The organism is Nocardioides sp. NPDC127503, from assembly GCF_040302165.1.
In the GTDB taxonomy this organism is placed as follows: domain Bacteria; phylum Actinomycetota; class Actinomycetes; order Propionibacteriales; family Nocardioidaceae; genus Nocardioides.
In genome coordinates, this window is sequence record NZ_JBEORH010000011.1 from 257,630 (window position 1) to 282,326 (window position 24,697).

A 24,697-nucleotide genomic window follows, 5' to 3' on the forward strand; every position below is an offset into this window, starting at 1 on the left:
CGTACAACTCGCTCGGAGGACCCCATGAAGCTCCGCCTGGCCGCGATCGTCACCAGCGCCCTGGTCGTCACCAGCCTCGCGGCGGCCGTGACACCGACCGGTGCCGCGTCCGCCAACACCGCGCCCGGCGCACCCGCCGGCCTGAACGTCGACGACCTCACCCGACCGCTCAACACCGACCTGACCCCGCGGTTCGGCTGGCTGCCCCAGGACAGCGACGCCAACGAGGTGCAGACCGCCTACAAGATCGAGGTACGCGACGCCGCCGGTGAGATCGTCTGGGACTCCCGCAAGGTCACCTCAGCGCAGCAGTCCTACGTCGACTACGCCGGCGAGAAGCTCGAACCCGGCAGCCGCTACACCTGGCGGGTCATGACCTGGGACCGCGGCAAGCAGCCGTCGCGGTGGTCGGCGAGGGCTGCCTTCGAGACCGGGCTCGGCGACGGCGACTGGGCCGGCGCGAGCTGGATCAGGCGACCACCCGGCACCGCGACCAACCCCGCCCAGGAGCGCGACGAGTGGACCCTGGCCCGCACCGAGGTCGAGGTCCCGGACGGCAAGATCGTCAGTGCCCGCAGCTACCTGGCCGCCAGCCACACCGCCGAGCTCTATCTCGGCGGCGAGCAGGCCGACCGGATGAGCAACTTCGGCTACCCGAGCGAGGGCTACTACCAGGCCGCGGACGTCACCGACCTGGTCACGCCCGGCGAGCCCCTCGCCCTTGGCGTCAAGCTCCATTGGTTCAGCGGCGGTCAGGGGCGTGCTGCGGGCATTCCCGGCGTACTCCTGAAGCTCGAGCTCACCTACGCCGACGGTGAGACGACCACGATCGTCACCGACGGCTCCTGGAAGGTCCGCCGCGGTCCGTACGTCATGGTCGGCACCCGCAACGGCGAGGGTCTGTGGATCGAGCACCTCGACGGCCAGGCCGCCCAACAGATCGGCGACTGGACCGCGCCCGGCTACGACGACTCCCAGTGGTCCGGCGCGGTGGTCGTCGGCGCGCACCCGGTGGCGCCGTTCACCCACTTGGAGGGCCAGCAGACCCGGCTCGAGGAGACCGTCGTCCACCCCGAGCGCATCCTCCGAGCCGCCGACGGCACTCCCGTCGCCGATTTCGGCAGGATCATGCCGGCAAGGCCCGGCGTGCACTTCGAGGACGGAGTGGCCGGGAGACAGGTCCCGATCCGGGCGGGCTACGAGCTCGCCGACACCGGCCGGGTCTCGACCACAGGCCTCTCGACGCAGAGCACCAACATGTCTTTCCCCTACACCCAGGCCGCGGGCGCGCAGGACTACCTGGCGGTCGGCCACCTCGGCTTCCGCTACCTCGAGGTCCCGGGCGCGGGGGAGGAGATCACCACCGAGGACGTGACCGCGACCGTCGTCCACAGCGCCTACGACGAGGACGGCGCCGCCACCTTCGAGAGCTCCGACGCGACCCTCGACGACGTGTGGGACCTGATGGACCGCTCGCTGCGCTACTCGGTCCAGGAGACCTTCGTCGACACCCCGACGCGCGAGCAGGGCCAGTTCCTGCACGACACCGCCAACATCTCGATCGGCCTGATGTCCTCTCAGCGCGAGCGGGCCGCCTCCCGCCAGGCGATCCGGGAGTTCCTGCTCAGCCAGGAGCGCTACTGGACCACCGGCAACGACGCCGGCCGCTACAACGCGGTCTACCCCAACGGCGACGGCAAGCGGGACATCCCCGACTTCACCGAGGTCGTCCCGGACTGGATCTGGCGCTACTACCTCGAGACCGGCGACAAGGCCGTCCTCGAGGACGCCTACGACAACCTCACCGCCACCGCCGGCTACATCCGCCGCCACATCGCCACCAGCGGCCCGACCCAGGGTCTGGTCACCAACCTGTCCGGCGGCTCCGGCCAGTACCTGTACGGCATCGTCGACTGGCCCGCCCACGGCCGCTTCGGCTACGACATGACCACCGCCGCCAGGACCACGGTCAACGCACTCGGCGTCGACGTGCTCCGCAAGGTCGCGCTGATCGGCGAGGAGCTGGACCGCCCCAGCGCCGAGGTCGCCGCCCTCCGCTCGGACGCCGACGCCCTCGCGACGCGGATGAACCAGACGCTGCGCAAGGCCGACGGGACCTACGTCGACGGTCTCCTCGCCGACGGCACCCAGTCCGCCCACGCCGGCCAGCACGCGACCTCGTACGCCATCGCCTTCGGCGTCGCACCGCAGCAGGACGTGCCTGCACTCGGTGAGCAGATCGCCTCCCAGGGCATGAAGCAGGGCCCGATGACCGCCCACGTGCTGCTCGAGGCTCTCGCCGACGCAGGTGCCGGCGAGAGCGTCCTGAACCTGCTGACCAACGAGGACGACTACGGCTGGGCCGGCTGGCTCGCCGACGGCGGCACCTTCACCCCCGAGGCATGGGAGCTGAGCGGCTCGGCCAACAGCGCCTCCCACGGCTGGGGCTCGCGCGGCATCGTCGACGTCACCGAGTCGGTGCTCGGCATCCGCACCACCGCCCCGGGCGCCGCCGAGGTCGAGCTCAGCGTCCCGGCCACCGGCCTGACCCACGCCAAGGGCTCCGTGGTCACCCAACGCGGCCGCGTCGCCTCGTCCTGGACGCGCACCGCCGACAGTGTCACCCTCCACGCCACCATCCCGGTCAACGTCACCGCGGTCGTACGTCTCCCCGAAGGCTCCTACTTGGCCACCGGCCCCGGCAGGACCGCACCGGAGCGCCTCGGCACCGAGAACGGCATCACCTCCTACCGGATCGGCTCCGGTGCGTGGACCTTCACGAAAGGGGCATGACCAGGTGCCGTGGCTCCGCTAACCTGCGGCAGTGCGCCGAATCGCCGTGCTCGCCGCGGGCCTCCTGGTCGGGTCGACCCTGGCCGCCTGCGGCACGAGCGAGCCGCGCGAGACGGCCTGGCCCGAGGGGCTGACGGCCTACCTCGACCAGACCCGGCTCCAGCGCAACACCGGTGAGGCGTTCGTACGCCTCGTCAACGAGACCGGCACCTCGATCGACGTCTCGCGCGTCGAGGTGAGCAGCGACCGGTTCCGGGCCCGATGGACGGGCTCGGAACCGGTCGACCCCGAGATGGACTTCGACTTCGACATGCCCCGCGGGAAGTGCGGCGAGGGCGGCGACGCCGACCTGACCATCACCTGGCGCGAGACCGGCGACGACGCGGGGGAGTGGCGCACCAGCACCGGCGCGGCCGAGGACAGGTATGCCAACATCGACCGCCTCCTCGACCGCGACTGCGCCGAGCGCACACTGACCGAGGCCGCCGACATCACCGTCGGCGAGCCGCGGGTCGAGGGCGAAGGCAAGCAGAGCGTCTTCGTCCTCCCGGTCACGTTCGCCCCGACCGAGGCGCTCCCGGACGTCACCTTCGACGGCTGGGAGGGCACGGTGCTCTTCCAGCTCGCGGCGAAGACACCCACCTGGCCGCGAGCAACCCCGCAGCCGATGACGGGCGAGCCGACCACGCTGGAGCTGCGGGTCCTGCCCGCCCGGTGCGACCCGCACGCCCTGGCCGACGACAAGGTCGGCAGCCTCTTCCGCGTCCACGTCGGCGGCCCCGACGTCCCCGACGGCGCGAACTATTTCCTCCCGCTCAGCAAGGCACAGAAGACCGCCCTCTACGACTTCCTCCCCGGCTACTGCGGCTGGGAGTGACGCTCAGCCGAAGAGCGGCCCGAGCGCGGCCCGGGCGAGCAGGAACCCGACGATGCCCACGGCCCACGCCGTCGCGCTGGCGGCGTGCTTGACCAGCCAGCCGTCGAGAAGGGCAAGCGGTCGCTCCACCAGGGGAGCGGCGAAGACGCGCGCGGCGGTGAGCAGGAGCGCCGGAGCGATCATCACGGCGCAGTAGCCGAGCACCCACAGTCCCGATACCGGCCAGTCCGGCCCCTGGGTCCCGATCACCCCGATCGCGGCGAGGTAGGGCAGCATCGAGGCGGCCTCGACCAGCCCGGCGAGCACCGCCAGCGCGGCAAGAGCGGAGGCCGAGCCAGACTCGGAGGCGACCGCCCGCTCGCGCCAACGGAGCAGACGGCGCGGCGGCTCTGCGGCATCGGTCCGGCCCTTCACCGACCTGGGCGGGTCCAGCTTGAAGCTCCACGCGAACAGGCCGACGCCGACGAGCAGCTGCCCCCACAGGAACGGTCGCGAGTCGCGCAGCCCGGTGAGCGCGTCGGCCACGGCCGAGCCACCCAGCAGGATCGCGATGCCGAGCAGCGCGTAGAACCCGGCGATCGCGCCCAGGTAGACCAGGATCCGCCCGGGCCGCACCCGGCCGGGCGCCATCAGCAGCCACACCGGGATCAGCAGGGTGCCGAAGCTGGTCGAGTCGATCAGCGCCAGCACGGCCAGCGCGAGGTACGTCGCGGTGCCGCCCAGATCGCCGGTGAGTGGGCCGAGGTCGATGTCCATGCCCCGAGGCTCGCGTGCGCCCGGCCTCGCGCGCGTCGGCCGAACCGGTGATCCTTCCGCGCGGGGATACATCCTTCGGATGACCCCGGAGGGGCGGCGTACGTGCTGAGATGGTGTCGTGGACCGCCCGACCCTGCTGCAGCAGCTGCCCGCGGCGCTTCTCGGCGGTGGCACGAGCCTGCGCGCCGCGGACCGCCGGCTGGCCTGGCTCGACGCCGTGGTCGTCCTCGCCGCCGGTCTCGCGCTGCACGCCCTCGGCCAGGTCGGCGGCGTACGCGGCCTACACCCGTTCGGCATCGACCTGGACAGTGTGCCGACCTGGTGGCACCTCGTCCCGCTAGCCCTCGCGGCCGGGGCGCTCGTGCTCAAGCGGCGCCGGCCGCTCGCGGTGCAGACCGTCGTCGCTCTCTGCTTCGGGGCAGACCTGCTGATCGGGAGCAGCATCGCGATGGTGGTGGTGCTCTGGGACGCCCTCTTCGCCGGCCAGCTGCACGGATCGCCGCTGGCGCGACGCATCGCCGCCGGGGCCGTCGGGTTGGCCATCGCGGCCGCGGTCGTCGCCTCCGCCGCGGCCACCTCCGACCCACGCACCCCGCTCGTGCTCGCGCTCACCCTCTTCGCGATCGTCGTCACCCCGATGTGGTGGGGCAGCAACGTACGTCAGGGCAGCGAGCTCGCCGACGCCGCCGACGACCGGGCCCGGCTCGAGCGGGAACGCAGCTCCGCGCTGCTGCGCCTGGCCGACGCGGAACGGCACGACGCGGTACGCGCCGAGCGCTCCGCAGTGGCGCGCGACCTGCACGATGTCGTCGCCTCCCACCTGTCCGCCATCGCGCTGACCTCGGGGGCGGCGCTGGCCGGTGAGCACGATCCGGAACGGGACCGAGCAGCGCTGCGGTCGGTGCGTGCGGAGAGCCTGGCCTCGCTGGAAGACATGCGCGCGATGATCCGCGTCCTGCGCTCCGACGGCGATCCCGGCGACGCCGAGGACCTCACCGCCGCCTCCCGCGCCGCCAACCTCGGCCCTGTCCTGGAGCAGGTGCGCCTGGCCGGTCTGCCGCTGCGGATCGACGACCCCGGCGGGCTTCTCGACGGCGCCGACCTCTCGCTGCCGGTCGCGGTCGACCATGCGGTCTACCGGATCGTGCGCGAGTCGCTGACCAATGTGCTCAAGCACGGCGGTGGCCAGACCCACCTGCGCCTGGTCTCCGGAGACGCCCTCGAGATCGAGGTGACCGATGCCGGCGCCGCGAAGGAGCCCGAGGCCGGGACCGGCACCGGACTGGTGTCGATGCGCGAACGCGCCGAAGCCCTCGGCGGAGCTTTCGAGGCAGGCCCCGACGGCCCCGGCTGGCGGGTCCGGGCGATCCTGCCGCTACCGGGAGCGAGCGCATGATCCGCGTCCTGCTCGCCGACGACCACGCCGCCATCCGCGCCGGCCTGCGCATGCTGCTGGCCACCGCCGGCGACATCGAGGTGGTGGGGGAGGCCGCCGACGGCGCGACCGCCGTCGCCAACGCGAGGGCTCTGCGCCCCGACGTCGTGCTGATGGACGTACGCATGCCCGGCACCGACGGCGTGACCGCGACCCGCCAGGTCGTGGAGGAGGGGCTCGCCGACGTACTCGTGCTCACCACCTTCGACCTGGACGAGTACGTCTTCGGTGCCCTCCGCGCCGGCGCCGCCGGGTTCCTGCTCAAGTCGGCGGAGGCGAACGACCTGGTCGACGCGGTCAGACACGTCGCCGCGGGCGACGGCGTGGTCGCCCCGGAGGTGACCCGCCGGGTGCTCGCCGAGCTCGCCGGGGCGCCGGACCGATCGGCCCCGGCGGCCACGTCCGAGGCGTCCCTTCCCGCAGACCTCACACCCCGGGAGAGGGACGTGCTCGCGGCCCTGGGGCAGGGGCTGTCCAACGCCGACATCGCCCAGCGGCTGGTGATCTCCGAGGCGACCACGAAGACCCACGTCTCCCGCGTACTGGCCAAGCTCGGGGTCGCCTCCCGGGTCCAGGCGGCGATCGTCGCCCGCGAGGCAGGCATCGTCTGAGCTGCGTTTCCAAGACGCGCTCACACCCCAGAGTTCACCGGTTCGTGACCTTCGGAGCCCCCATCCGGACGCCCCAGGTAGCAGAATTACCAACCGTCCGTAACGCACACACTGGAGGATTCATGTCCGGGAAGAACCGCTCCGTGCTCACGATGATCAAGCTGCTCCTCGCAGGTCTCGTCGCCACCACCAGCCTGCTCGGGGGAAGCGTCGCGCTCGCCCCCGCCGCCCAGGCCGACTGGATCGAGAGCTGCACCCACAAGGGCTGCGCCGAGGCCCTCGACTCCAACGAGGTCTGGGCCTCGCTGGGCTACCCGTCCAACCGTGGCTGGCACGACTGGCCGCCGACCGGCACCTGCAACTTCTCCGGTGGCACCTACAACAACTACGAGGGCGAGCTGCCCTCGGGCCACTCCTACCTCGAGTTCGACGTGACCCCGCGTGAATGCGGTGCGCAGCGCCAGTCCTACCGGCTCGTGGTCGACACCACAACGGGTGATGTCTACTTCACCCCCGACCACTACAGCACCTTCTACTTCCTGGTCTGAGCGTTCCCGCAACGGGCCTCTGACCTGGGCAGACACGGCATCGCCGGCCCAGGTCAGAGGCCCGTCGCCATCTCAGAAGCAACCTGAGACCCCGCTGAAACGTCCTGGACACGGAGCCGACGATCGCGTCGGCCCTGGGAGGCCGCCGTACTCTAGGAACGTTTGTGACCGCGGGAGGGGACAACTTGAGCTGGCAGGGCAATCCGCCTTACACACCCACGCCGAAGCCGAAGAAGAAGCGGGGAAGGAAGGTCCTGAAGGCCTTCTTCATCGTGATTCTGGTGGGCGCGCTGATCGGCACCATGGGTGTGATCGTGGCCTACAACGCCATCCCGATCCCCAACGCCAACGCCGCGTACGAGAAGGAGACCTCCTTCGTCTACTACCGCGGCGGCAAGGAGGAGCTCGGGCGTTACATCGCCGACTCCCAGGACCGCGACTCGCTGCCCTACGACGAGATCCCGCAGCTGATGAAGGACGCCGCGGTCGCCGCGGAGGACCGCACCTTCTGGACCAACAGCGGCATCGACATCAAGGGCATCGTGCGCGCGGTGGTCAACAACAACACCGGCGGCGCCCAGTCCGGGGCCTCGACGATCACCCAGCAGTACGTCAAGAACCTCTACCTCACCCAGGAGCGCACCTACACCCGCAAGGTGAAGGAAGCGGTCATCTCGCTGAAGATCAGCCGGCAGAAGTCCAAGGAGGACATCCTCGCCGGCTACCTCAACACCATCTACTTCGGCCGTGGCGCCTACGGCGTCGAGGCCGCCTCGAACGCCTACTTCGACAAGCCGGCCGCGAAGCTCACCCTCCAGGAGGCGGCCGCACTCGCCGCGATCCTCAACGACCCCAACGACCTCGACCCGAGCAACGGCGAGGAGTCGGTCACCGAGCTCGAGGGCCGCTACCGCTACGTCATCAACTCCATGGTCAAGATGGACATGGTCGACGCCGCCGAGGGGGAGAAGGCCAAGGAGTCGCTGCCGAAGTTCAAGAAGCCGCGCTCCGACAGCCGCTACGGCGGCCAGAAGGGGCACGCGCTCAAGCTGGTCCGCGACGAGCTCCTCAAGCTCAAGGACGAGCAGGGCAACCCGCTCGTCACCGAGGACGAGATCAACGGCGGCGGGCTCCGGATCACCACCACGCTGACCAAGAAGACGATGAGGACCGTCGAGGAGGCGGTCAACGACGTACGTCCTGAGGACAAGAAGGCCTACGACGAGGGCAACGAGAAGGACGAGCTCCACGTGGGCGCGGCGACGGTCGATGTGAAGACCGGTGCGCTGCGCGGCTTCTACGGCGGCCAGGACTACCTCGAGTCGCAGATCAACTGGGCCGCCAGCAGCGCCACCATGGCCGGGTCGACGATGAAGCCGTTCACCCTCGCCGCCGCGCTGAAGGCGGGCTACTCCCTCAAGGACACCTGGAACGGCAACTCGCCGATGGAGTTCCCCGGTGGCGTGAACGTACGCAACTCCGGCCAGAGCGCCGCCGACCCGTACGGCCACAGCTACGGCTCCAACGTCAGCAGCCTCCAGGCGATGGAGGACTCGATCAACACCGCCTTCGTCGAGATGTCCGACTCGCTGCCCAACGGCAGCAAGGACGTCTACGACATGGCCGTACGCTCCGGCATCCCGCGTGGCGACCGCATCGACCCCGCCTATCCCGGGATCCCGGTGAAGTCGGGCGGCGACATGCAGCCCGAGAACTTCCTGCTGACGCTGGGCAACTCGACCGTCAGCCCGATCAACATGGCCAACTCCTACGCCACGATCGCCAACCGAGGAATGCACAACGACGTCTTCGTCGTCTCCAAGGTGGTCAACGCCGACGGCACCGTCATCTACGAGCACGACGACACCGCGAGCAGCAAGCGGGCGATGGACGAGGAGATCGCCGACGACACCTCCTACGCCCTGCAGCAGGTCGTCTCCAGCGGCACCGGCCAGGCCGCCAGCGCGGTGGTCCAGCCGGCCGCCGGCAAGACCGGCACCGCGACCAACGACAAGGACGAGGTCTCCTCGGCCTGGTTCGTCGGCTACACCCCGCAGCTCTCCACCGCCGTCTCCTACAGCCGCGGCAAGGGCAGCGGCGCCCTCGACGGCTGGCTCGACACTTTCTTCGGTGCCGACTACCCGGCCGACACCTGGGTCGAGATCATGGGTGAGCTGACCGACGAGCTCGACTACGAGGAGTTCCCGCCGCCAGCCTGGCTCGACGGCGACGCCCCTGAGGAGGGTCACGCGCCGTACGTCCCGCCGAGCCCCGACCCCGAGCCGACGGAGGAGCCGGAGCCGTCGAACACGCCGTCGCCCTCCCAGGAGCCGACACCGACGCCCACGCCGACACCCACCCCGACTCCGACGCCGACCCCGACGCCGACCAAGACGCCCGGTCCTCCGGACCCCGACCCGGACGACCCCTCGACCGAGCCCGGGCCCATCTGAGCCGGATCCGGTCCGAACAGATGACGTGTCAACGCTTGGTGGGGGGCCTCAGTTCCCACGACCTTGCCCGACACGGTTAGATAGTGCCCGTGTCTGTGATCGCCCCTGTCGACGTCCACGATGACACCGCTCTGAAGGCTTGGTACGCCGTGGAGGCGGCATCGATGGCCTTCGATCGACCCTACGCGTCGCATCGCACCTTCGAGGCGCTCGCGAACTCCGTGCGCACCCCGCACGACCACGGCCGCCGCGTCCTCCTCGCCGCGAAGGAGCAGGGCGAGACGATCGGCATCGCCGAGCTCGACCTCCCGGAAGAGGAGCGGAGCCACATCGTCGAGCTGGGCATCCACGTCCTCCCGGTGCACCGCTGGCGCGGGGTCGGCACCGAGCTGTGGCGAGCCGCCGATGACGTACGCCGCACCAGCGGCCGCACTCTGACGACCGCCGAGGTGACCATCCCCCCGAAGTCGTCCCTGGCCTTCGCGCGGGCCCTCGGCTTCAAGTCCGTACGCCGCGAGGACCACCTCGCCGCCGACCTGCCGCTGCGGCACAAGCCCTTCAACGTGCTCGGCTACGAGATCCTGATGTGGGAGGACCGAACCCCCGAGAACCTGCTCGCCCAGTTCGTCGGCCTGCGCAACCAGATGGGCAAGGAGATGCCGGGCAAGTCCCAGGAGGACTCGGTCGCCCACACCGCCGACCGGATCCGCTCGGCCGAGAAGAGCACCGCCCGCTCCTACGACCGCATCACCGCCGCTGCCCGCGAGATCCTGACCGGCGAGCTGGTCGGCTACTCGGTCATCTTCCTGGCCCACGGCAGCGACGAGGCCATCCAGGACGACACCTTCGTCAAGTCCGCCCACCGCGGCCACAAGCTGGGCCTCGCCCTCAAGGTCGCCACCCTCGCCGCCGTCCAGCGCGACCACCCCGAACGCACCAGCATCCACACCTGGACCGACCCGTCCAACGACGTGATGCAGCGCATCAACAAGCAGTTCGGCTTCCGCAAGATCGAGCTCATGCACGAGGTCCAGCGCACCGATCGTTGGTAGAGCGTCGCGCTTGTGGTTGCGTCGGTACGACAGCCGCGGTCACGACGGCGCGTTGTCTCGATCGAGCCACTCGCCAAGAGAGATCTCGTACGTCAGAGCGCTCGGTGCCGGTTCATCGACGCACACAAACCCGAGGCTCGCGAGCGTAGCCCTGGACGCCGCGTTTGCCGTCACGGTTCCCGCCCAGATATGCGTGAGTCGGGCACCGAGGAAGCCGTGGCGTAACAGAAGGCGGGCTCCCTCGACACCGAGACCCTGGCGCCATCGTTCTTGGGCAATTCGGAATCCAAGCTCACCTGCCTCCGGGCGCGTTCCGTCGTATCCGAGGCCCCACCAGCCGATGGGACGCCCGTCAAGGAAGCCAGTCCAGTAGCCATGACCCCGGTCCGTGTTCGACCGTCGGCCCAACCGTCGCGACCACTCCGCGTCGGTCTCGGACCGCGAGTACGGTCGGCCAGACACGTGCCGCATCACCTGCTCGTCCGTATTGAGTCGACGAAAGAACTCAAGATGCTCAGGGCCTGCAGGAACTAGTCGTAGCCTCTGTCCGATGAGGACGGGTAGAACCATCCGCATACGTTGACACAGACCAGGTTCTGGTTTCCTCTGTTGCGCGTATGCCCGTGCCGACAGTGGCGTGACCTGCGGTTATGAATGGTAGGCCGTGCGGGGCTCGAACCCGCGACCCAAGGATTATGAGTCCTCTGCTCTAACCGACTGAGCTAACGGCCCGGGCAGATCCTAGCGGCAGCGTACGGACGATCGGTCACCCGGCGATGATCGAGCCGTTCCCGCCGACCGGCGGATCACCACTCAGTCGTCGTAGTCGACGGTGACGGACGGTGTGGTCGGGCGGGACTGGCAGGTGAGCACGTGGCCGGTCTCGACCTCGGCCGAGGACAGGGCGAAGTTCTGCTCCATGGCGACCGACCCCTGCTCGACCTTCGCCTTGCAGGTGCCGCAGGCTCCGCCGAGGCAGGCGTACGGCGCCTCGAGCCCGGCCTTCAACGCGGCCTCGAGCACGGTGTCGCCGGCGGCCAGAGGGACCTCGTGCTGGCGGCCGCGCAGGCCGACGGTGACCGTGGCCGGGGCGAAGCCGTCGGCGACCCGGGGCTTGGGGTAGCCGTGGAAGAGCTCGACGTGGACGCGGTCATGCTCGGCGCCGCGTTCGAGGAGCAGGTCGCGTAGGTCGGTCACCATCTCGACGGGTCCGCACAGGAACCACTCGTCCACCGAGGCCGCGGCCAGCTCGGAGCCGAGCCACCGTTCGAGCTTGGCCCGGTCGATGTGACCGCGCAGATGCTCGGGGTGCCGCGGGTCGCGGGAGCGTACGTGGATGATCCGGAGGCGGTCGGCGTAGCGCGCCTCGAGGTCGTCGAGCTCGTCGCGGAACATCGTGCTGTCCGCGTCCTGGTTGCCGTAGATCAGCGTGAAGCGGCTCTCGGTCTCGACGGCAAGGGTGGTCTGCAGGATCGAGAGGACCGGGGTGATGCCGCTGCCGGCGGCAATCGCCACATAGCTCTTCGTGGCCAACGGGTCGACCGCTGTCCCGAACGAGCCGGTCGGTGTCATCAGCTCGAGGGTGTCGCCGGCTCGGAGCTGTTCCATCGCGAACGTGGAGAAGGCTCCGCCCGGGATGTGCTTGACGGCGATCGCCAGGGTGTCGGAGGTTGCCGAGGAGCAGATGGAGTAGTTGCGGCGTACGCCCTCTCCGCCGAGGTCGGTGCGGACTGCGAGGTGCTGCCCGGGCTCGAAGGAGAACTTCTCGCGCAGCTCGTCGGGCACGGCGAAGCGGATCAGCACGCTGTCATCGGTCAGCCGGTCGACGCCGGCGACCGGGACCGGGTGGAACTCCGCGGCGCGGGCCGAGGATCGCTTCGGCATCCGCACCGGGAGGACCCGGGCCATCTTGCCGTTCAGCGTCTTCCACTCGCGGTACTCGTCCGCGTCGAGCTGATGACCGAAGACGGTGCCGATCGCCGCATCGCGCTCCAGGTAAGCCTCCTCGTTGCGTTTCCAGGCCGCGACGTAGCGGTAGAACGGGATCGAGGGATGCAGGTGGTGGACGAGGTGATAGTTCTGCGAGAGGAGCAGGGGAGTGAGGACCCACTCTGAGCCGACCCGGTTGCGGGTGGCGCGGTAGCGGTTCTCCTGCTGGGTGTCCTCGAGGTCGTGGTGCGGCAACCAGTCGAACCACCAGGCCAGCACGAACATCGCGAGCCGCTCGGGGATCAGGTAGAGCACGGCCAGCGTCCACAGATGTCCGGTGAGGCCCGCGGCGACGATCACGGCGATCGTCATGCCCATCAGGAAGACCGTCTCGAGCACCTCTGCTCGAGGGCGACGCTTCACGTTGCGCACCAGGAAGGACAGGTACGGCACGTCCATCAGCGGGAATCGGAACGGGACCTGCCACCACGGAGCGCCACTGACGAAGTGATCAGGGTCGTTGTCGTCGTCGTTGGTGTTGCGGTGGTGCTCGATGTGGATGAACGCGAACGACCTGAACGAGATCAGCGGCGAGACGAAGAGCATCGCCACCCGGCCGAAGGCGACGTTGACCCAGCGATGGGTGCTGATCGAGTAGTGCGCGGCATCGTGCAGCACGGTGAACAGCACGAAGATCGCCGCCGCACTGAGCAGGACGGTCACCGGGACCGGAAGGCGCTCGGCCAACGCCGCCCAGGTCGAGACCGCGAAGAGCGCGAGCGCGCCGGAGAAGATGCCGACGATGGGCCAGGAGATCGTCGGGACCTTCTCGCCCGGGTCGGGGAGCGCGTGGCGGGTGGCTGCGGGTTGCTCCGTCGTAGTTGCCATGCTCGAAACGTACGAACCGCGAGCCGCACCCCGCGAGAGGTGCCGAGCCCATCTCAATGTGCGCGCAGCACATCCGAGTCAGATCCCGGTCAGGCCTGGTCGTGCTCCGGCGAGAGCACGAGTGGGCCGAGCACACCCACCAGGCGCAGCGCGGCATGCAGCTCGGCAACCCGCTCGGTCGCAGGACGCCCACGCCGTTCCTCGGCTCGCCGAACGCGCTGAAGCACGGTGTTCCGATGTACACCGAGCTCGTCGGCCGCAGCCGCCAGACCACCTTGTGCGTCGAGCACCGCGAGCAGCGCCCGCCGCTCTTCCTCCTCCCGACGCCCGGCGACCGCCAGCCCACCGAGCTCGGTCGCGACGAAGGCGCGGGTGAGGTCGAGGTCGCCGCTCATCGTGTCCACCAGCGCCACCTCGGCGTACGTCGTGACCACTGCTCCGCGACCCGCGAGCTCGATGATCCGACGACCCCGCTGCGCCTCGACATGGGAGTTCCGGAAGCCAGCAGCACCTTGCGCCGGCGTGCCGAGGGTGACCCGGACCGTTTCCGGGATCCTCCCGGCCAGTGGCCTGATGTCCGTCGGTGCGATGCCAGGAGCGCCCGTCGTGGAGACCCAGCCCCACAGCGCCCGAGCGCCGTCCGGGACGAGCAGGGGATGAGGTGAGCCGAGGTGGGTCCCTACCGCCTCACCCACGCGCGCCAGGTCGACGTCGTCGCTGTCGGTCCAGCAGACGAAGGCCGTCTGCCAGCCGGTGAGCCGGTGGGACAGCGTGCGCTCCGCGCGGCGCAGGTCGATGCGTCCGCCGGCGATCAGGGTGCGGACCGCATCCGTCCGCGCGGCACGGGCCTGGGTCTGGATCCGGTCGAGCTCGGCGACGTACTCGGCGGCGACCTCGCTGGAGATGCGATCGACGTAGGCGAAGGCGTAGTGCTGCAGGTGTGCGACCACCGCGAGGGCAAGAGCCGGATCTCTCACCGATTCGGTGAGCCCGGTCAGGATTCGTTCGCTGAAGTACGCATGGCCCATCCGGTAGAAGCGCAGCATCACATCGACGCTGTAGCCGCGGCCGGCCATGGCACGCGCGTGCTCGAGCGCGGTGACGGGCGCCGACGCGGCGCCCACGTCGATACCGTGCCGCACCATCGACAGCGCGGCCTCGAGGTTCGACGAGCACGACCCCAGCGTCAGCCCGCGGAGCTCGTCGTCAGCGCTCGCCTCCGGGATCCGCTCGAGGATGTAGGCGAGCATGTCGTCGGCGTACGACGCCACGTGCCCCAACAGCTCGGCAGCGGTGCGGCGCAGCTCGATCACCACCGACTCGGGCAGGTCTTCCTGTTGTCCCGCGCTGACACTCATGTTCGGAGACTATCCAGCGCTATGCGCCGGTGGGTGGCACGAATTCAGACGTGCAAGGTATGTCCGGTGGCTCGGCGGGTACCACCGGGGGTACGTGGGTGGTTGGAGGGCCGCCCGAGGAGGGAGCACCAACATGTCTGTCACCACACGCGTGGGAACCGCTGTCGCGGCGGGGTACGTGCTCGGGCGATTCAAGAAGCTTCGACTCGCCGTGATTGTCGGGTCCGCGCTCAGCAACAGCGCCGTTCGCGACCGCAGCCTCGAGATGCTGAAGGTCGGTACTCAGAGCCTTGGCGGCTCGCCGGACATTCAGAAGCTCGGACAGCAGGTCAGCGGAAAGCTCGTTACGGCCGGTAAGGCGGCCGCGGTCGCCGCGGCCGCGGGCCAGATCGACAAGCTCAGCGATCGCCTGCACGAGCGGAGCGCGCTCTGGGGCGCGTCGTCATCCGATGAGGACGCCGACCAGGACACCGACGAGGACACCGACGAGGTTCCGGAGGACGAGGAGCCCGAGGACGAGTACGAAGACGAGGACGAAGCCGAAGACGAGGCCGAGGGTGAGGAGCCTGAGGACGAGTACGAGGAAGAGCCTGAGGACGAGGCTGAAGACGAGCCTGAGGACGAGGCTGCGGAAGAGCCCGAGGACGAGGCTGACGAAGAGCCCGAGGACGAGGACGACGAAGAGGCGGAGGAAGAGCCCGAGGACGAGTACGAAGACGAGGACGCGCCCGAGGACGAGGCGGACCAGCAGGACGAGGACGACGAAGAGGAGAAGCCGCGCCGGGGCGCGCGGAGCTCCCGTCGTCGGCGCGCAGGCGCGCCGACAGGAGGTGCCTGAGTCATGACTGAACAGACCCGCAAGAAAGCGGCTGCCGACACGGAGGATTCGGGCCTTCTGTCGCAGCTCCCCGTCGATCGGCTGCGTAAGGAGGCCCTGGGCCTCAGCCGCGCCTTCGGGAAGCGGAGCCTGAGCAAGCTGGGCAGCGGCGTCGAGGGGCTCACTGACCGACTGACCGGAATCGCCGACGGTGTCCCCACGATGAAGGGGTCCAAGGGGTCCAAGGGGTCCAAGGGTGGCTCGACCGTGAAGGCGGGGGCGAAGGCGGCCGTCGACAAGGTCACGGCTCCGGTCGGCAAGGTGAAGAACACCGCCGCCCAGGTAAAGGACACGGCGAGCCAGGTCAAGGACACCGTTGACAAGGTCTCGGGCGGTCTCAACAAGAGCGAGCATGCCACCGGCAAGAAGCTCAAGGTGACCAACATCGTCGAGACGGTCGACGTACCCGTCAGCCGGGACGTCGCCTACGAGCAGTGGACCCAGTTCGAGGAATTCCCGTCGTTCATGAAGAAGGTCGAGAACGTCAAGCAGGAGGACGACGAGGTCGTCACGTGGCAGGCCCAGGTGTTCTGGTCCCACCGCACGTGGAAGGCAACCATCCTCGACCAGGTCCCGAACGAGCACGTCGTGTGGAAGAGCGAGAGCGAGAAGGGACGCGTCGACGGCGCCGTCACCTTCCACGAGCTCGCGCCGAACCTGACCCGGATCCTCGTCTCGCTCGAGTACCACCCGAAGGGCCTCTTCGAGCACACCGGGAACCTTTGGCGGGCCCAGGGGCGTCGAGTTCGCCTGGAGCTGAAGCACTTCCGGCGTCATGTCGCCAACCACACGCTTCTCCACCGCGACGAGATCGAGGGGTGGACGGGCGAGATCCACGACAAGGAGGTCGTGGACGACGGTTCCGGCGAGGGCTCGGAGAACGGGCAGAAGAACAGCTCGGAGAAGTCGTCGTCGGGCAGCAAGCCGGGCAACGGGTCTTCCAACAACAGGTCTTCCGGGAACGGGTCATCCGGCGACAAACCGCAGGCGAAGAGGACGACCGCCAAGAAGACCGCGGCCAGGAAGCCGGCAGCCAAGAAGACGGCAGCCAGGAAGCCGGCAGCCAGGAAGCCGGCAGCCAAGAAGACCGCTGCCAAGAAGCCGGCGGCCAAGAAGACCACGAGCACGCAGCGCCCGACGAAGCAGAGCGCGAGCAAGCAGAGCGCAAGCAAGCAGAGCGCAAGCAAGCAGAGCGCAAGCAAGCGGAGCCCGAGGAAGCAGAGCGCAAGCAAGCAGAGCACCAGCAGGCGTACGTCCTCCAGCTCCTCCACGAAGGCATCCTGACCATGGCCGAGGACGACGAACGCCGTATTCAGGAGCTCGAGCGCGACGTCGAGGAGCTCATGGTGGAGGTCGATCGCTATCGGACCGCCACCGAGGACGCCTTGCAGCAGCTCGACTGGTGCATCGGCTACTTCGTGGGGTCCGGGAAATCCGGCCTGGCGAAGTCGCTCGGCGCCAACCGGGCCTACATCCGCAGGCACGTACTGAAGCGGGCCGAGCAGCCCGTGCCCGCCGGCACCCCGACAGAAAGCGACTGAGTCATGACCATCACCCAGCAGAACCGGTATCTCGACCGCCCGGCCCCGAGCAGCCTCGCCGACGTCATCGACACGATCCTCGACAAGGGTCTGGTGATCGACATCTACGTGCGCGTCTCGCTCGTCGGCATCGAGTTGCTGACGATCGACGCACGCATCGTGATCGCCAGCGTCGACACCTACCTACGCTTCGCCGAGGCGGTGAATCGGCTGGACCTCACCGACACCCAGACGCACGGCATCCCGGAGCTGATCGAGGGGGTGACCGAGTCCGGGGCCAAGGGGAAGACCTCCGGCGCGATCGAAGGCGCCAAGGAGAAGCTGGGGAACATTCTCGGCAGCGACGATGAGGACTCCGACAAGAACGCCGACAAGGACGACGACAAGCACGAAGGTGAGGGTCGCAAGCAGCCTGCTCGGCGCACTCGGAAGACCACCTCCAGACAGACCAAGGAGAAGGAGGACTGACCGTGCCTGTCCACATCTACGGAGTCACGGACACCTCGGTCACGATCCCCGCGGACCGAAAGGGGCGAGCCGAACGTCCGCTGCGCCACGTCGACGGCGACGGCCTTCGGGTGCTCGTCAGCGACGTGGACGCCGACTCGCGCGTGCTGCGCGAGGACCTGATGGCCCACGCCCATACGCTCGAGGCGGTGGCCGCGCTCGGGACGGTGCTGCCCATGCAGTTCGGCGTCGAGATGCCGGACGACGACACCGTGCGCCACGAGCTGATCGAGAGCCGCGGGGACGAGATCCGCCCGCTCCTGGAACGGTTCGAGGGCCTGCTGCAGCTCACCGTCGCGGTCGACCTGATCGAGCAGGAAGCGCTCAAAGAGGTGCTGCGGCGGGACCCCGATCTCGTCGCGCTGCGCGACCACGTACAGCGGGCGAGTCCGCAGGAGCGTCACTCGGCGGAGGTACGCCTGGGCGAGGCCATCGCGGCCGCGCTCGACGCGCTGCGGGCCGGGGTCGGCGACGGCGTCGTCGACCGGATCGCCCCGACCGCCCGCGCAGTCTCCCTCGGCGAGGTCCGCGGAGCTCTGCAGGCCGCCGAGGTGTTCCTGCTGGTCGAGCGCGACCGGCAGAGCGAGCTCGACGCCGCGGTCACCACGCTGCGCGAGGACCTGGCGCCGCTGGCGTCGCTTCGCTACGTCGGCCCGCAGCCGCCGTACGCATTTCTCGACGCCGCCTCATCGGAAGAGCTCTCATGGGCTTGATCAAGCAGCTGCTGACCCTGCCCATCGCGCCCGTGCGCGGTGTGGTCTGGGTGGCAGAGCAGATCCGGGACGAGGCCGAGAGCCAGTACTTCGACCCGGCCACCATCCAAGCCGCGCTCGAGGACGTCGACGCTCGTCGGGAGGCGGGCCTGTTGACCGAGGAGCAGGCCGCCGATCTCGAGGAGGTTCTCGTGCAGCGCCTGATGGCCGGAGGATGGCATGAATGAGCCGAGCAAACCGACCTTGTCCTCGATCGCCGAGCATGTGCTCGAAGAGCTCGAGGCGCTCGTGGGATGTCCCGCCGAGGGCGTCACGGCAATCCGTCGCGACGACGACGGCTGGGTCGTCAACGCGGACATCCTCGAGTTGGAACGAGTCCCGGAGACGACCGATGTCCTCGCCTCCTACGAGGTGACCGTCGACCCGGACGGCGAAATCACGGGCTATCGCCGTGTCCACCGCTACGTCCGAGCCCAAGTGGAGGATCGATGACCGAGACACAGCGCTCACCGATGTTCGTGAGCAACCGGCCCCAGTCCTCACCCGAGAGCCTCGCCGACGTGCTCGAGCGTGTCCTCGACAAGGGCATCGTCATCGTCGGTGACATCCAGGTCCGGCTGCTCGACATCGAGCTGCTCACCATCAAGGTGCGACTCATGGTGGCCTCCGTCGACAAGGCCCGCGAGATGGGTATCAACTGGTGGGAGGGCGACCCGTTCGTCAGCAACCTCGAGGACCAGCAGAAGCAGGACGAGGAGCTCGACCTCCGCCGGCGGCTCGAGGCGCTCGAGCGCAGCGTCGGCGGTGAACAGACCGAGATCGTGGAAAGTGAGACGAGTCGTGAACGTCGCTGACCCGACCACAGTGGTCCACGCGTACGGACTGGTGCCGGGCGGTGGGCCGCCATTCCTGCCCGACCGCGGCATCGCGGATACGAAGGTACGCACCGTCGCGTTCCACGACCTCGAGATCGTCGTCAGCGATCTGCCCGCGGAGTCCTTCGGTGAGACCGCCTGGGCAGAGCACGGGGAGGACACGGGCTGGCTCACTCCCGTCGCCTCGGCCCATCACGACGTCCTCCAGCAACTGGTCGAGCAAGGGGACCTACTGCCCCTGCCTCTCCCGGGGATCTACCCGAGCGACGAGGCGCTGATCGCCGCGCTGGAGACAAGTCGAGACCACCTCGAACATGCCTGGCGTCTCGTGGCCGGTCGCGTCGAGTGGTCGCTCCAGATCTTCCCGACCTCGTCTCCCGCCGCGGCGGAGAAGCCCGCGCCCCGCAGCGGCCGTGAGTACCTCGAGCAGCGCCGGTCGCAACAGGACGCGCGCAACACCGAACGCGGACGGCGCGAGGTCGCCGTGACGCAGACCCACGAGGCGCTGGCTCGCGGCACGGCCGCGAGCGTCGTACGTGCGCCGCTCGACCCTGCTGTCACCGGCCGCGACGAGCCGATGCTGCTCAACAGCGCCTACCTCGTGGCGCGGGACGAGGAGCAGCGATTCCTTGGCCTTGCCGAAGAGCTACACGACCATCTGGTCGCCACCGCCGGCATGCGTGTCGAGGTGACCGGGCCGTGGCCGCCCTACAGCTTCGTCGGTGCGGAAGAGCCGCACGACGACGACCTGACGGGGATGGTGTCGTGACGCTCGAGCGCTCCCCCGCCCTCGACGAGACCTCGCTCGTCGATCTCGTCGACCGTCTGATCGACGGCGGCGTCGTCGTGGGCGGCGACATCGTCCTCTCGCTCGCCGGAGTAGATCTGGTCTACCTCGGCCTGCGCCTGGTTCTCGCCCCTGCCCACAAGATTTCGCTACCTGGGTCCGGGAAGCAGCCATGATGCTCCTCTACGCCGTGGCAGCCACGGACAGCACAGGCGACACGGTCGACACCCCGCTACAAGCACACCGCTCCCGCGGGCTCACCGTCTTCGTCGAACCGAGAACCCAGCCACCCGAGCGGTCGATGCACGAGCTGCTCGGGTTCGGGCGAGCCCTCCACCAGCTCTGGTCGAACGTCCCCGTGCTCCCGATGCGCTTCGGGACGGTCGTGAGCGACAGCGATGAGCTGGATGAGCTCGTCGCGGAGCGCGAGAGCGAGTGGACCGACCGGATCGCCGCCGTCACCGGATGCAGCGAGTGCATCGTCCACCTTCCCCTGCCAGAAGATGTCCCTGAACGTGTCAGGGACGAGCAGACGGGTACGGACTATCTCCGCCGGCGCGCGAAGGAGCTGAAGCAGCATGACGCCGAGATCGCGGAGCTGAGGGCGCTGCTCGCTCCGTACGCCTCCGAGATCACGAAGCTCTCGTCCATCCGTCCGCAAGAGGCGCGGCTGTCGGTCCTGCTTCCCGACGAGCACGTGGAAGCGGCCCGGACAGCCATTCGAGACTGGGGCGAGAACCGGCCCGGAGTGACGGTCACCGGTCCGTGGCCACCGTTCAGCTTCTGTCAGGAGGAGAGCCCGTGACGCGGCCCGACGACGGGGCTCCCTGGCCCCTGGACATCGACGCCCTCGAAGCGGACGACGACCTGCCGTCCGCCTTGAGCAGGCGGATCGATGCGGATCCGGAATCCGTCGAGAAGGGGCTCGTACAGCTCGTGCTCACCCTGGTGGAGCTGCTCCGGCAGCTGATGGAACGCCAGGCGATCCGCCGGATGGATGCGGGAGGCCTGAGCGAGGAGGACATCGAGCGGCTGGGGCAGACCCTGATGCTGCTGGACGAGAAGATGACCGAGCTGCGCGACCACTTCGGACTCGCCCCGGAGGATCTCAACATCGATCTGGGCCCGTTGGGAAAGCTCCTCTGAGGAGCTGGGCGCTCAGCCCTCGCTGTTGATGAGGTACTTCCCGTCGGCGTAGACGAGCCCCAACGTCACCGTGCTGCCCTCCTGGCGGCCGTCCTTCATCGTGTAGTTGTAGGTGTAGGTCACCTTGAGCGGGTCGACGCTGGGGGAGACCGAGCCGACGCTGGTGCTCGCTACGGACCTCCACCAGGCGCGGTACCCGTCGATCCCGCCGCTGCTGGCCTGGAACGCCGGGGTCAGCATCGAGCTGAAGGCGGCGTCGGGGTTCGCGGGCGCGGTGGCGAGATAGCTGCGGATGAAGGCGTCGATCCCCTCAGCGCTCGGGCCGGCGGTCTCGCTGGCCGAGGGGCTCTCGCTCGGAGACTCGCTGGCCGTCTCGCTGGGCGACGGCTCCTCGGAGGCCTCCTCCGACTTCTCGTCGTCTGCTTCCTCGGTGGCCTTGTCGGTCGCTTCCGACAGCGGCGATCCGGACGCGACCGGCTTCGGCTTCGCACTCGGCTCCTCGCCGCGGTTGGCCCACAGCGCTCCGCCGACCACCAGCATCAACGCCGCGGCGGCGACGAGCGCGATCGGCCACCAGCGACGCCGCGTCGGGGTGCTGGTCGACTGTGCCAGTCCCGAAGGCGCGGCCGGAGCCGGCGCCGCGACCGCGGCGAGCGTCTGCGTACGCGGCGCCACCGGCTCCAGCTTCTCGGCCGCCAACCGCCCGGCCAGGAAGTCGACGACATCCGCGGCCGACCACCGCTCGGCGGGGTCGTAGGCCATCGTGTGCTCCATCAGCGGCGCCAGCCGACCGGCCAGCGGCGTACGCGGCGGGTCCTCGTGCACCACTCGATACAGCGTCGCGAGCGCGTTGTCGCCGATCCCGTAGGGAGGCTCGCCGGTCAGCGCCTGGAAGAGCGTGGCCCCCAGCGACCACATGTCGCTGGCCGGGGTGGCCCGTCCGCCGGTGGCGATCTCCGGAGCCAGGTACGCCGGCGAGCCGGTGACCTGCCCGGTCTGCGTGGTCTGGGAGTCGACACCGCGCGCGATCCCGAAGTCGGTCAGCTTGGCGCGGCCGGCACGGCCGACCACGATGTTCGCGGGCTTCACATCCCGGTGGACGATGCCGGCGGCATGGGCCGAGCGCAGGGCGGAGGCGATCTGACCGATCAGCCTCGCAGCGTCCTCGATGGGCATCGGCCCGTCGTCGCGCACCATGTGAGCGAGGGTCTTCCCCTCGACGTACTCCATCACCAGCCACGGCTTGTCGTCGTCGCGCACCAGGTCGAAGACGGCGACGACGTTCGGGTGGACCAGCCGGGCGGCGAGCTGTGCCTCGCGTTCGACGGCGGCATCAGAGACGCCGTCGAGTGCGATCAGCTGTTTGAGGGCGACCGAACGCCCCAGCACTTCGTCGGTGGCGAGCCAGACGGCCCCCATCGCTCCCCGGCCGAGCTCCCTCTCGAGCCGGTACCTCCCTGCGATCACCCAGGTCCCCTCAAAATCTCGTCGCGAACGCCAGTGGTCAACTCTAGGGGGTATCGCCTACTACCCTTGCTTCCGGGACAGCCCGTTCCGGGCCCCGGAAAAACCATCTGAGAACGACCTGAGAAAGGCACCACGTGTCCATCGATCCCACACTCCTCGACGACCTCGAGTGGCGAGGCCTCATCGCCGACTCGACGGACCGCGACGCGCTCCGAGAAGCGCTCGCCGGCGGGAGTGTGAAGTTCTATATCGGGTTCGACCCCACCGCGCCGAGCCTGCACATGGGCAACCTTCTCCAGATCACCATGGCGATGCGCCTGCAGCGGGCTGGCCACACGCCCTACGTACTGGTCGGCGGCGCCACCGGCATGATCGGTGACCCGCGCGACTCGGGCGAGCGCACCCTCAACTCACCGGACACCGTCAAGGAATGGGTCGGGAAGGTACGCAGCCAGATCGAGCGGTTCGTCTCCTTCGAGGGCGAGACCGCCGCGACGATGGTCAACAACGCCGACTGGACGGCCTCGCTGTCGGTGATCGACTTCCTCCGTGACATCGGCAAGCACTTCCCGGTCAACCGGATGCTCGCCCGCGACACGGTGAAGAAGCGTCTCGAGGACGGCATCTCCTACACCGAGTTCTCCTACATCCTGCTGCAGTCCATGGACTACCTGAACCTCTTCCGTACGCACGGGGTCAGCCTGCAGTTCGGCGGCTCGGACCAGTGGGGGAACATCACCGGCGGTGTCGAGCTGGTCCGCCGGGTCACCGGTGAGACCGTCCACGCCTTCACCACGCCGCTGATCACGAAGGCCGACGGCACCAAGTACGGCAAGACAGAGGGCGGCGCCCTCTGGCTCGACCCGACGATGAAGTCGCCCTACGCCTTCCACCAGTTCTGGCTCAACGTCGAGGACGCCAAGGTGGGGGAGATGCTCCGTGTCTTCACCTTCCTGTCCCACGAGGAGATCGACGCCCTGGAGGCACAGCATGCGGAGAAGCCGTTCCTACGGGTGGCCCAGAAGGCGCTCGCCGATCACATGACGACCCTCGTCCACGGGGCAGGGGAGACCGAGCAGGCCAAGCAGGCCGCAGCCGCGCTCTTCGGCGGCGGTGACCTGGCCACTCTGAGCGGTACGACGCTGGCCGCCGCGATCACGGAGGCCGGTGCCGTCGAGCTGGAGCGTGGTGAGGAGCTGCCGACCTACGTCGACCTCTTCATCGCCGCCGGCCTCGTCTCCTCCAAGGGGGAGGCCCGCCGGACGATCTCCGAGGGCGGGGCGTACGTCAACAACGTCCGCGTCGAGGACGCTGAGGGGGCGCTCGGCGAAAAAGAGTTGCTCGGTGACGGCTGGGTCGTCCTGCGCAGGGGCAAGAAGAAGTTCGCCGGCGTGCGCTTCAAGTAGCCTCTGACCTGCGAGAACGCCCCGGGGAAGGTGACCGCCTTCCCTGGGGCGTTCCTCGATTTGGCAAGCGCGTCACTGAGGCGTAATGTTCATCCGGTCGCCGGGGTGCGGCGGGAAGCAAGTTCGAGTCTTCGAGCGGGTTTCCGGCCCCTGAGTCGGCCGCCAACATTCTCGAGCTCCAGCTCGGTTCAGAGTCTCAGCCAGGTCTTCGGATCAGGCATCAAGACCGTGATGAACCGCAGTTTGATTGTCTTGTGCTGTGTGGGCGTGGATATCGTCTTTATCCGATAACAGCGAGTAATCGCCGAATTGGACAACAAAGCGAGATCCCATAAAGTCCTCCAGGACGAGGCGGAAACACCACTGCTAAACCAGGGAAAGCGCGGAACGCGCCGAATTGGGAAAGCGAAAGTGAGTCTGCTAAAGTCTGAAGGGCAAGGAGCCGATAAAGGTTCTGGAGCTGGCAAGGAAACGCCGAAAGCGCGGAATTGCGAAAGCGAAAGAAAGCCTGATAAGGTTCAGCACGAAGCAGAAACAAGCAGTACAAGTAGTACAAAACGAATATAGCCGCCGGACTGGCTGAGACGGATGTCTGAAATCTACCGGTGTGCGTGTGATTCTTGAGAACTCAACAGTGTGTCATAGTCGACGAATTAGTTTGTTATGCCCCGTCGACCA

25 protein-coding genes and 1 tRNA gene are annotated in these 24,697 nt (G+C 68.7%); 20 read left to right on the forward strand and 6 right to left on the reverse strand.

The features are described 5' to 3' along the window. Window positions 1–24 precede the first annotated feature (24 nt). Both ABTW65_RS24050 and ABTW65_RS24055 read left to right on the forward strand, forming a co-directional pair. Window positions 25–2,793, forward strand: coding sequence for a family 78 glycoside hydrolase catalytic domain (locus ABTW65_RS24050; protein WP_350664842.1), 2,769 nt, complete (start codon window positions 25–27; stop codon window positions 2,791–2,793). Between the two features lie 31 nt (window positions 2,794–2,824). After that, entirely contained in the window at window positions 2,825–3,670 is an 846-nt protein-coding gene (locus ABTW65_RS24055) for a hypothetical protein (protein ID WP_350664844.1), read from the forward strand. A gap of 3 nt (window positions 3,671–3,673) precedes the next feature. Here ABTW65_RS24055 and ABTW65_RS24060 read toward each other — a convergent pair whose 3' ends face one another. Beyond that, entirely contained in the window at window positions 3,674–4,426 is a 753-nt protein-coding gene (locus ABTW65_RS24060) for a GAP family protein (protein WP_350664847.1), read from the reverse strand. Between the two features lie 118 nt (window positions 4,427–4,544). On the opposite strand from ABTW65_RS24060, the gene ABTW65_RS24065 reads away from it, so the two are divergent. From ABTW65_RS24065 to ABTW65_RS24085, 5 genes are all read left to right on the forward strand, one after another. Next, window positions 4,545–5,822, forward strand: a complete 1,278-nt coding sequence (locus tag ABTW65_RS24065) for a sensor histidine kinase (protein WP_350664849.1) — start codon at window positions 4,545–4,547, stop codon at window positions 5,820–5,822. Beyond that, a complete protein-coding gene (locus ABTW65_RS24070) occupies window positions 5,819–6,472 on the forward strand; it encodes a response regulator (protein ID WP_350664850.1) in 654 nt (217 codons plus the stop codon). The genes ABTW65_RS24065 and ABTW65_RS24070 overlap by 4 nt, the downstream gene beginning before the upstream one ends. Window positions 6,473–6,594: 122 nt before the next feature. After that, window positions 6,595–7,020 carry a ribonuclease domain-containing protein gene (locus tag ABTW65_RS24075; protein WP_160028510.1) on the forward strand — a complete coding sequence of 142 codons (426 nt, stop codon included), beginning with the start codon at window positions 6,595–6,597 and terminating at the stop codon, window positions 7,018–7,020. A 185-nt stretch (window positions 7,021–7,205) separates the two neighbouring features. Next, on the forward strand, window positions 7,206–9,473 hold the full coding sequence (locus tag ABTW65_RS24080; RefSeq protein WP_350664852.1) for a transglycosylase domain-containing protein: 2,268 nt from the start codon (window positions 7,206–7,208) through the stop codon (window positions 9,471–9,473). A gap of 89 nt (window positions 9,474–9,562) precedes the next feature. Next, the gene (locus ABTW65_RS24085) at window positions 9,563–10,525 is read left to right on the forward strand and encodes a GNAT family N-acetyltransferase (RefSeq protein ID WP_350664854.1); all 963 of its coding nucleotides are present in this window, start codon (window positions 9,563–9,565) and stop codon (window positions 10,523–10,525) included. A gap of 39 nt (window positions 10,526–10,564) precedes the next feature. On the opposite strand, the gene ABTW65_RS24090 is transcribed toward ABTW65_RS24085, so the two are convergent. The 4 genes from ABTW65_RS24090 to ABTW65_RS24105 all read right to left on the reverse strand — a co-directional run bounded on the left by ABTW65_RS24090 (window position 10,565) and on the right by ABTW65_RS24105 (window position 14,700). Beyond that, window positions 10,565–11,101, reverse strand: coding sequence for a GNAT family N-acetyltransferase (locus ABTW65_RS24090; protein ID WP_350664857.1), 537 nt, complete (start codon window positions 11,099–11,101; stop codon window positions 10,565–10,567). Between the two features lie 79 nt (window positions 11,102–11,180). Next, window positions 11,181–11,257, reverse strand: a tRNA-Ile gene (locus ABTW65_RS24095). Between the two features lie 81 nt (window positions 11,258–11,338). Then, the gene (locus tag ABTW65_RS24100) at window positions 11,339–13,342 is read right to left on the reverse strand and encodes a fatty acid desaturase (RefSeq protein WP_350664859.1); all 2,004 of its coding nucleotides are present in this window, start codon (window positions 13,340–13,342) and stop codon (window positions 11,339–11,341) included. Window positions 13,343–13,431: 89 nt separating this feature from the next. After that, window positions 13,432–14,700 (reverse strand): RsbRD N-terminal domain-containing protein, encoded by a 1,269-nt coding sequence (locus ABTW65_RS24105; RefSeq protein WP_350664860.1) that lies wholly within the window; start codon window positions 14,698–14,700, stop codon window positions 13,432–13,434. A gap of 133 nt (window positions 14,701–14,833) precedes the next feature. Between ABTW65_RS24105 and ABTW65_RS24110 the strand changes: the two genes are divergently transcribed. Genes ABTW65_RS24110 through ABTW65_RS24165 form a run of 12 tightly spaced genes read left to right on the forward strand, consistent with a single transcriptional unit; the run spans window position 14,834 to window position 21,146 of the window. After that, on the forward strand, window positions 14,834–15,538 hold the full coding sequence (locus ABTW65_RS24110) for a hypothetical protein (RefSeq protein WP_350664862.1): 705 nt from the start codon (window positions 14,834–14,836) through the stop codon (window positions 15,536–15,538). Between the two features lie 3 nt (window positions 15,539–15,541). After that, the gene (locus ABTW65_RS24115; protein WP_350664864.1) at window positions 15,542–16,861 is read left to right on the forward strand and encodes an SRPBCC family protein; all 1,320 of its coding nucleotides are present in this window, start codon (window positions 15,542–15,544) and stop codon (window positions 16,859–16,861) included. A gap of 2 nt (window positions 16,862–16,863) precedes the next feature. Beyond that, on the forward strand, window positions 16,864–17,118 hold the full coding sequence (locus tag ABTW65_RS24120) for a hypothetical protein (RefSeq protein WP_350664866.1): 255 nt from the start codon (window positions 16,864–16,866) through the stop codon (window positions 17,116–17,118). A gap of 3 nt (window positions 17,119–17,121) precedes the next feature. Further along, complete coding sequence (gvpJ, locus tag ABTW65_RS24125) at window positions 17,122–17,586, forward strand: gas vesicle protein GvpJ (RefSeq protein WP_350664869.1); 465 nt, start codon at window positions 17,122–17,124, stop codon at window positions 17,584–17,586. A gap of 2 nt (window positions 17,587–17,588) precedes the next feature. After that, entirely contained in the window at window positions 17,589–18,338 is a 750-nt protein-coding gene (locus ABTW65_RS24130) for a GvpL/GvpF family gas vesicle protein (RefSeq protein ID WP_350664870.1), read from the forward strand. Continuing rightward, on the forward strand, window positions 18,329–18,565 hold the full coding sequence (locus tag ABTW65_RS24135; RefSeq protein WP_350664871.1) for a gas vesicle protein GvpG: 237 nt from the start codon (window positions 18,329–18,331) through the stop codon (window positions 18,563–18,565). Before ABTW65_RS24130 ends, ABTW65_RS24135 begins: the two co-directional genes overlap by 10 nt. Beyond that, a complete protein-coding gene (locus tag ABTW65_RS24140; RefSeq protein WP_350664872.1) occupies window positions 18,558–18,830 on the forward strand; it encodes a gas vesicle protein GvpO in 273 nt (90 codons plus the stop codon). The genes ABTW65_RS24135 and ABTW65_RS24140 overlap by 8 nt, the downstream gene beginning before the upstream one ends. Further along, window positions 18,827–19,192 (forward strand): gas vesicle protein, encoded by a 366-nt coding sequence (locus tag ABTW65_RS24145; RefSeq protein WP_350664875.1) that lies wholly within the window; start codon window positions 18,827–18,829, stop codon window positions 19,190–19,192. The genes ABTW65_RS24140 and ABTW65_RS24145 overlap by 4 nt, the downstream gene beginning before the upstream one ends. After that, the gene (locus ABTW65_RS24150; protein WP_350664876.1) at window positions 19,179–19,982 is read left to right on the forward strand and encodes a GvpL/GvpF family gas vesicle protein; all 804 of its coding nucleotides are present in this window, start codon (window positions 19,179–19,181) and stop codon (window positions 19,980–19,982) included. The genes ABTW65_RS24145 and ABTW65_RS24150 overlap by 14 nt, the downstream gene beginning before the upstream one ends. Beyond that, window positions 19,979–20,176, forward strand: a complete 198-nt coding sequence (gene gvpJ, locus ABTW65_RS24155; protein WP_350664878.1) for a gas vesicle protein GvpJ — start codon at window positions 19,979–19,981, stop codon at window positions 20,174–20,176. The genes ABTW65_RS24150 and gvpJ (ABTW65_RS24155) overlap by 4 nt, the downstream gene beginning before the upstream one ends. Further along, window positions 20,173–20,805: a GvpL/GvpF family gas vesicle protein gene (locus ABTW65_RS24160; RefSeq protein ID WP_350664880.1), complete on the forward strand. Its 633-nt coding sequence runs from the start codon at window positions 20,173–20,175 to the stop codon at window positions 20,803–20,805. The genes gvpJ (ABTW65_RS24155) and ABTW65_RS24160 overlap by 4 nt, the downstream gene beginning before the upstream one ends. After that, window positions 20,802–21,146, forward strand: coding sequence for a gas vesicle protein K (locus ABTW65_RS24165; RefSeq protein WP_350664881.1), 345 nt, complete (start codon window positions 20,802–20,804; stop codon window positions 21,144–21,146). The genes ABTW65_RS24160 and ABTW65_RS24165 overlap by 4 nt, the downstream gene beginning before the upstream one ends. A gap of 12 nt (window positions 21,147–21,158) precedes the next feature. Here ABTW65_RS24165 and ABTW65_RS24170 read toward each other — a convergent pair whose 3' ends face one another. Beyond that, window positions 21,159–22,613 carry a serine/threonine-protein kinase gene (locus ABTW65_RS24170; protein ID WP_350664884.1) on the reverse strand — a complete coding sequence of 485 codons (1,455 nt, stop codon included), beginning with the start codon at window positions 22,611–22,613 and terminating at the stop codon, window positions 21,159–21,161. A gap of 134 nt (window positions 22,614–22,747) precedes the next feature. Between ABTW65_RS24170 and tyrS the strand changes: the two genes are divergently transcribed. Then, window positions 22,748–24,019 (forward strand): tyrosine--tRNA ligase, encoded by a 1,272-nt coding sequence (gene tyrS, locus ABTW65_RS24175; RefSeq protein ID WP_350664886.1) that lies wholly within the window; start codon window positions 22,748–22,750, stop codon window positions 24,017–24,019. The last annotated feature ends 678 nt before the right edge of the window (window positions 24,020–24,697 follow it).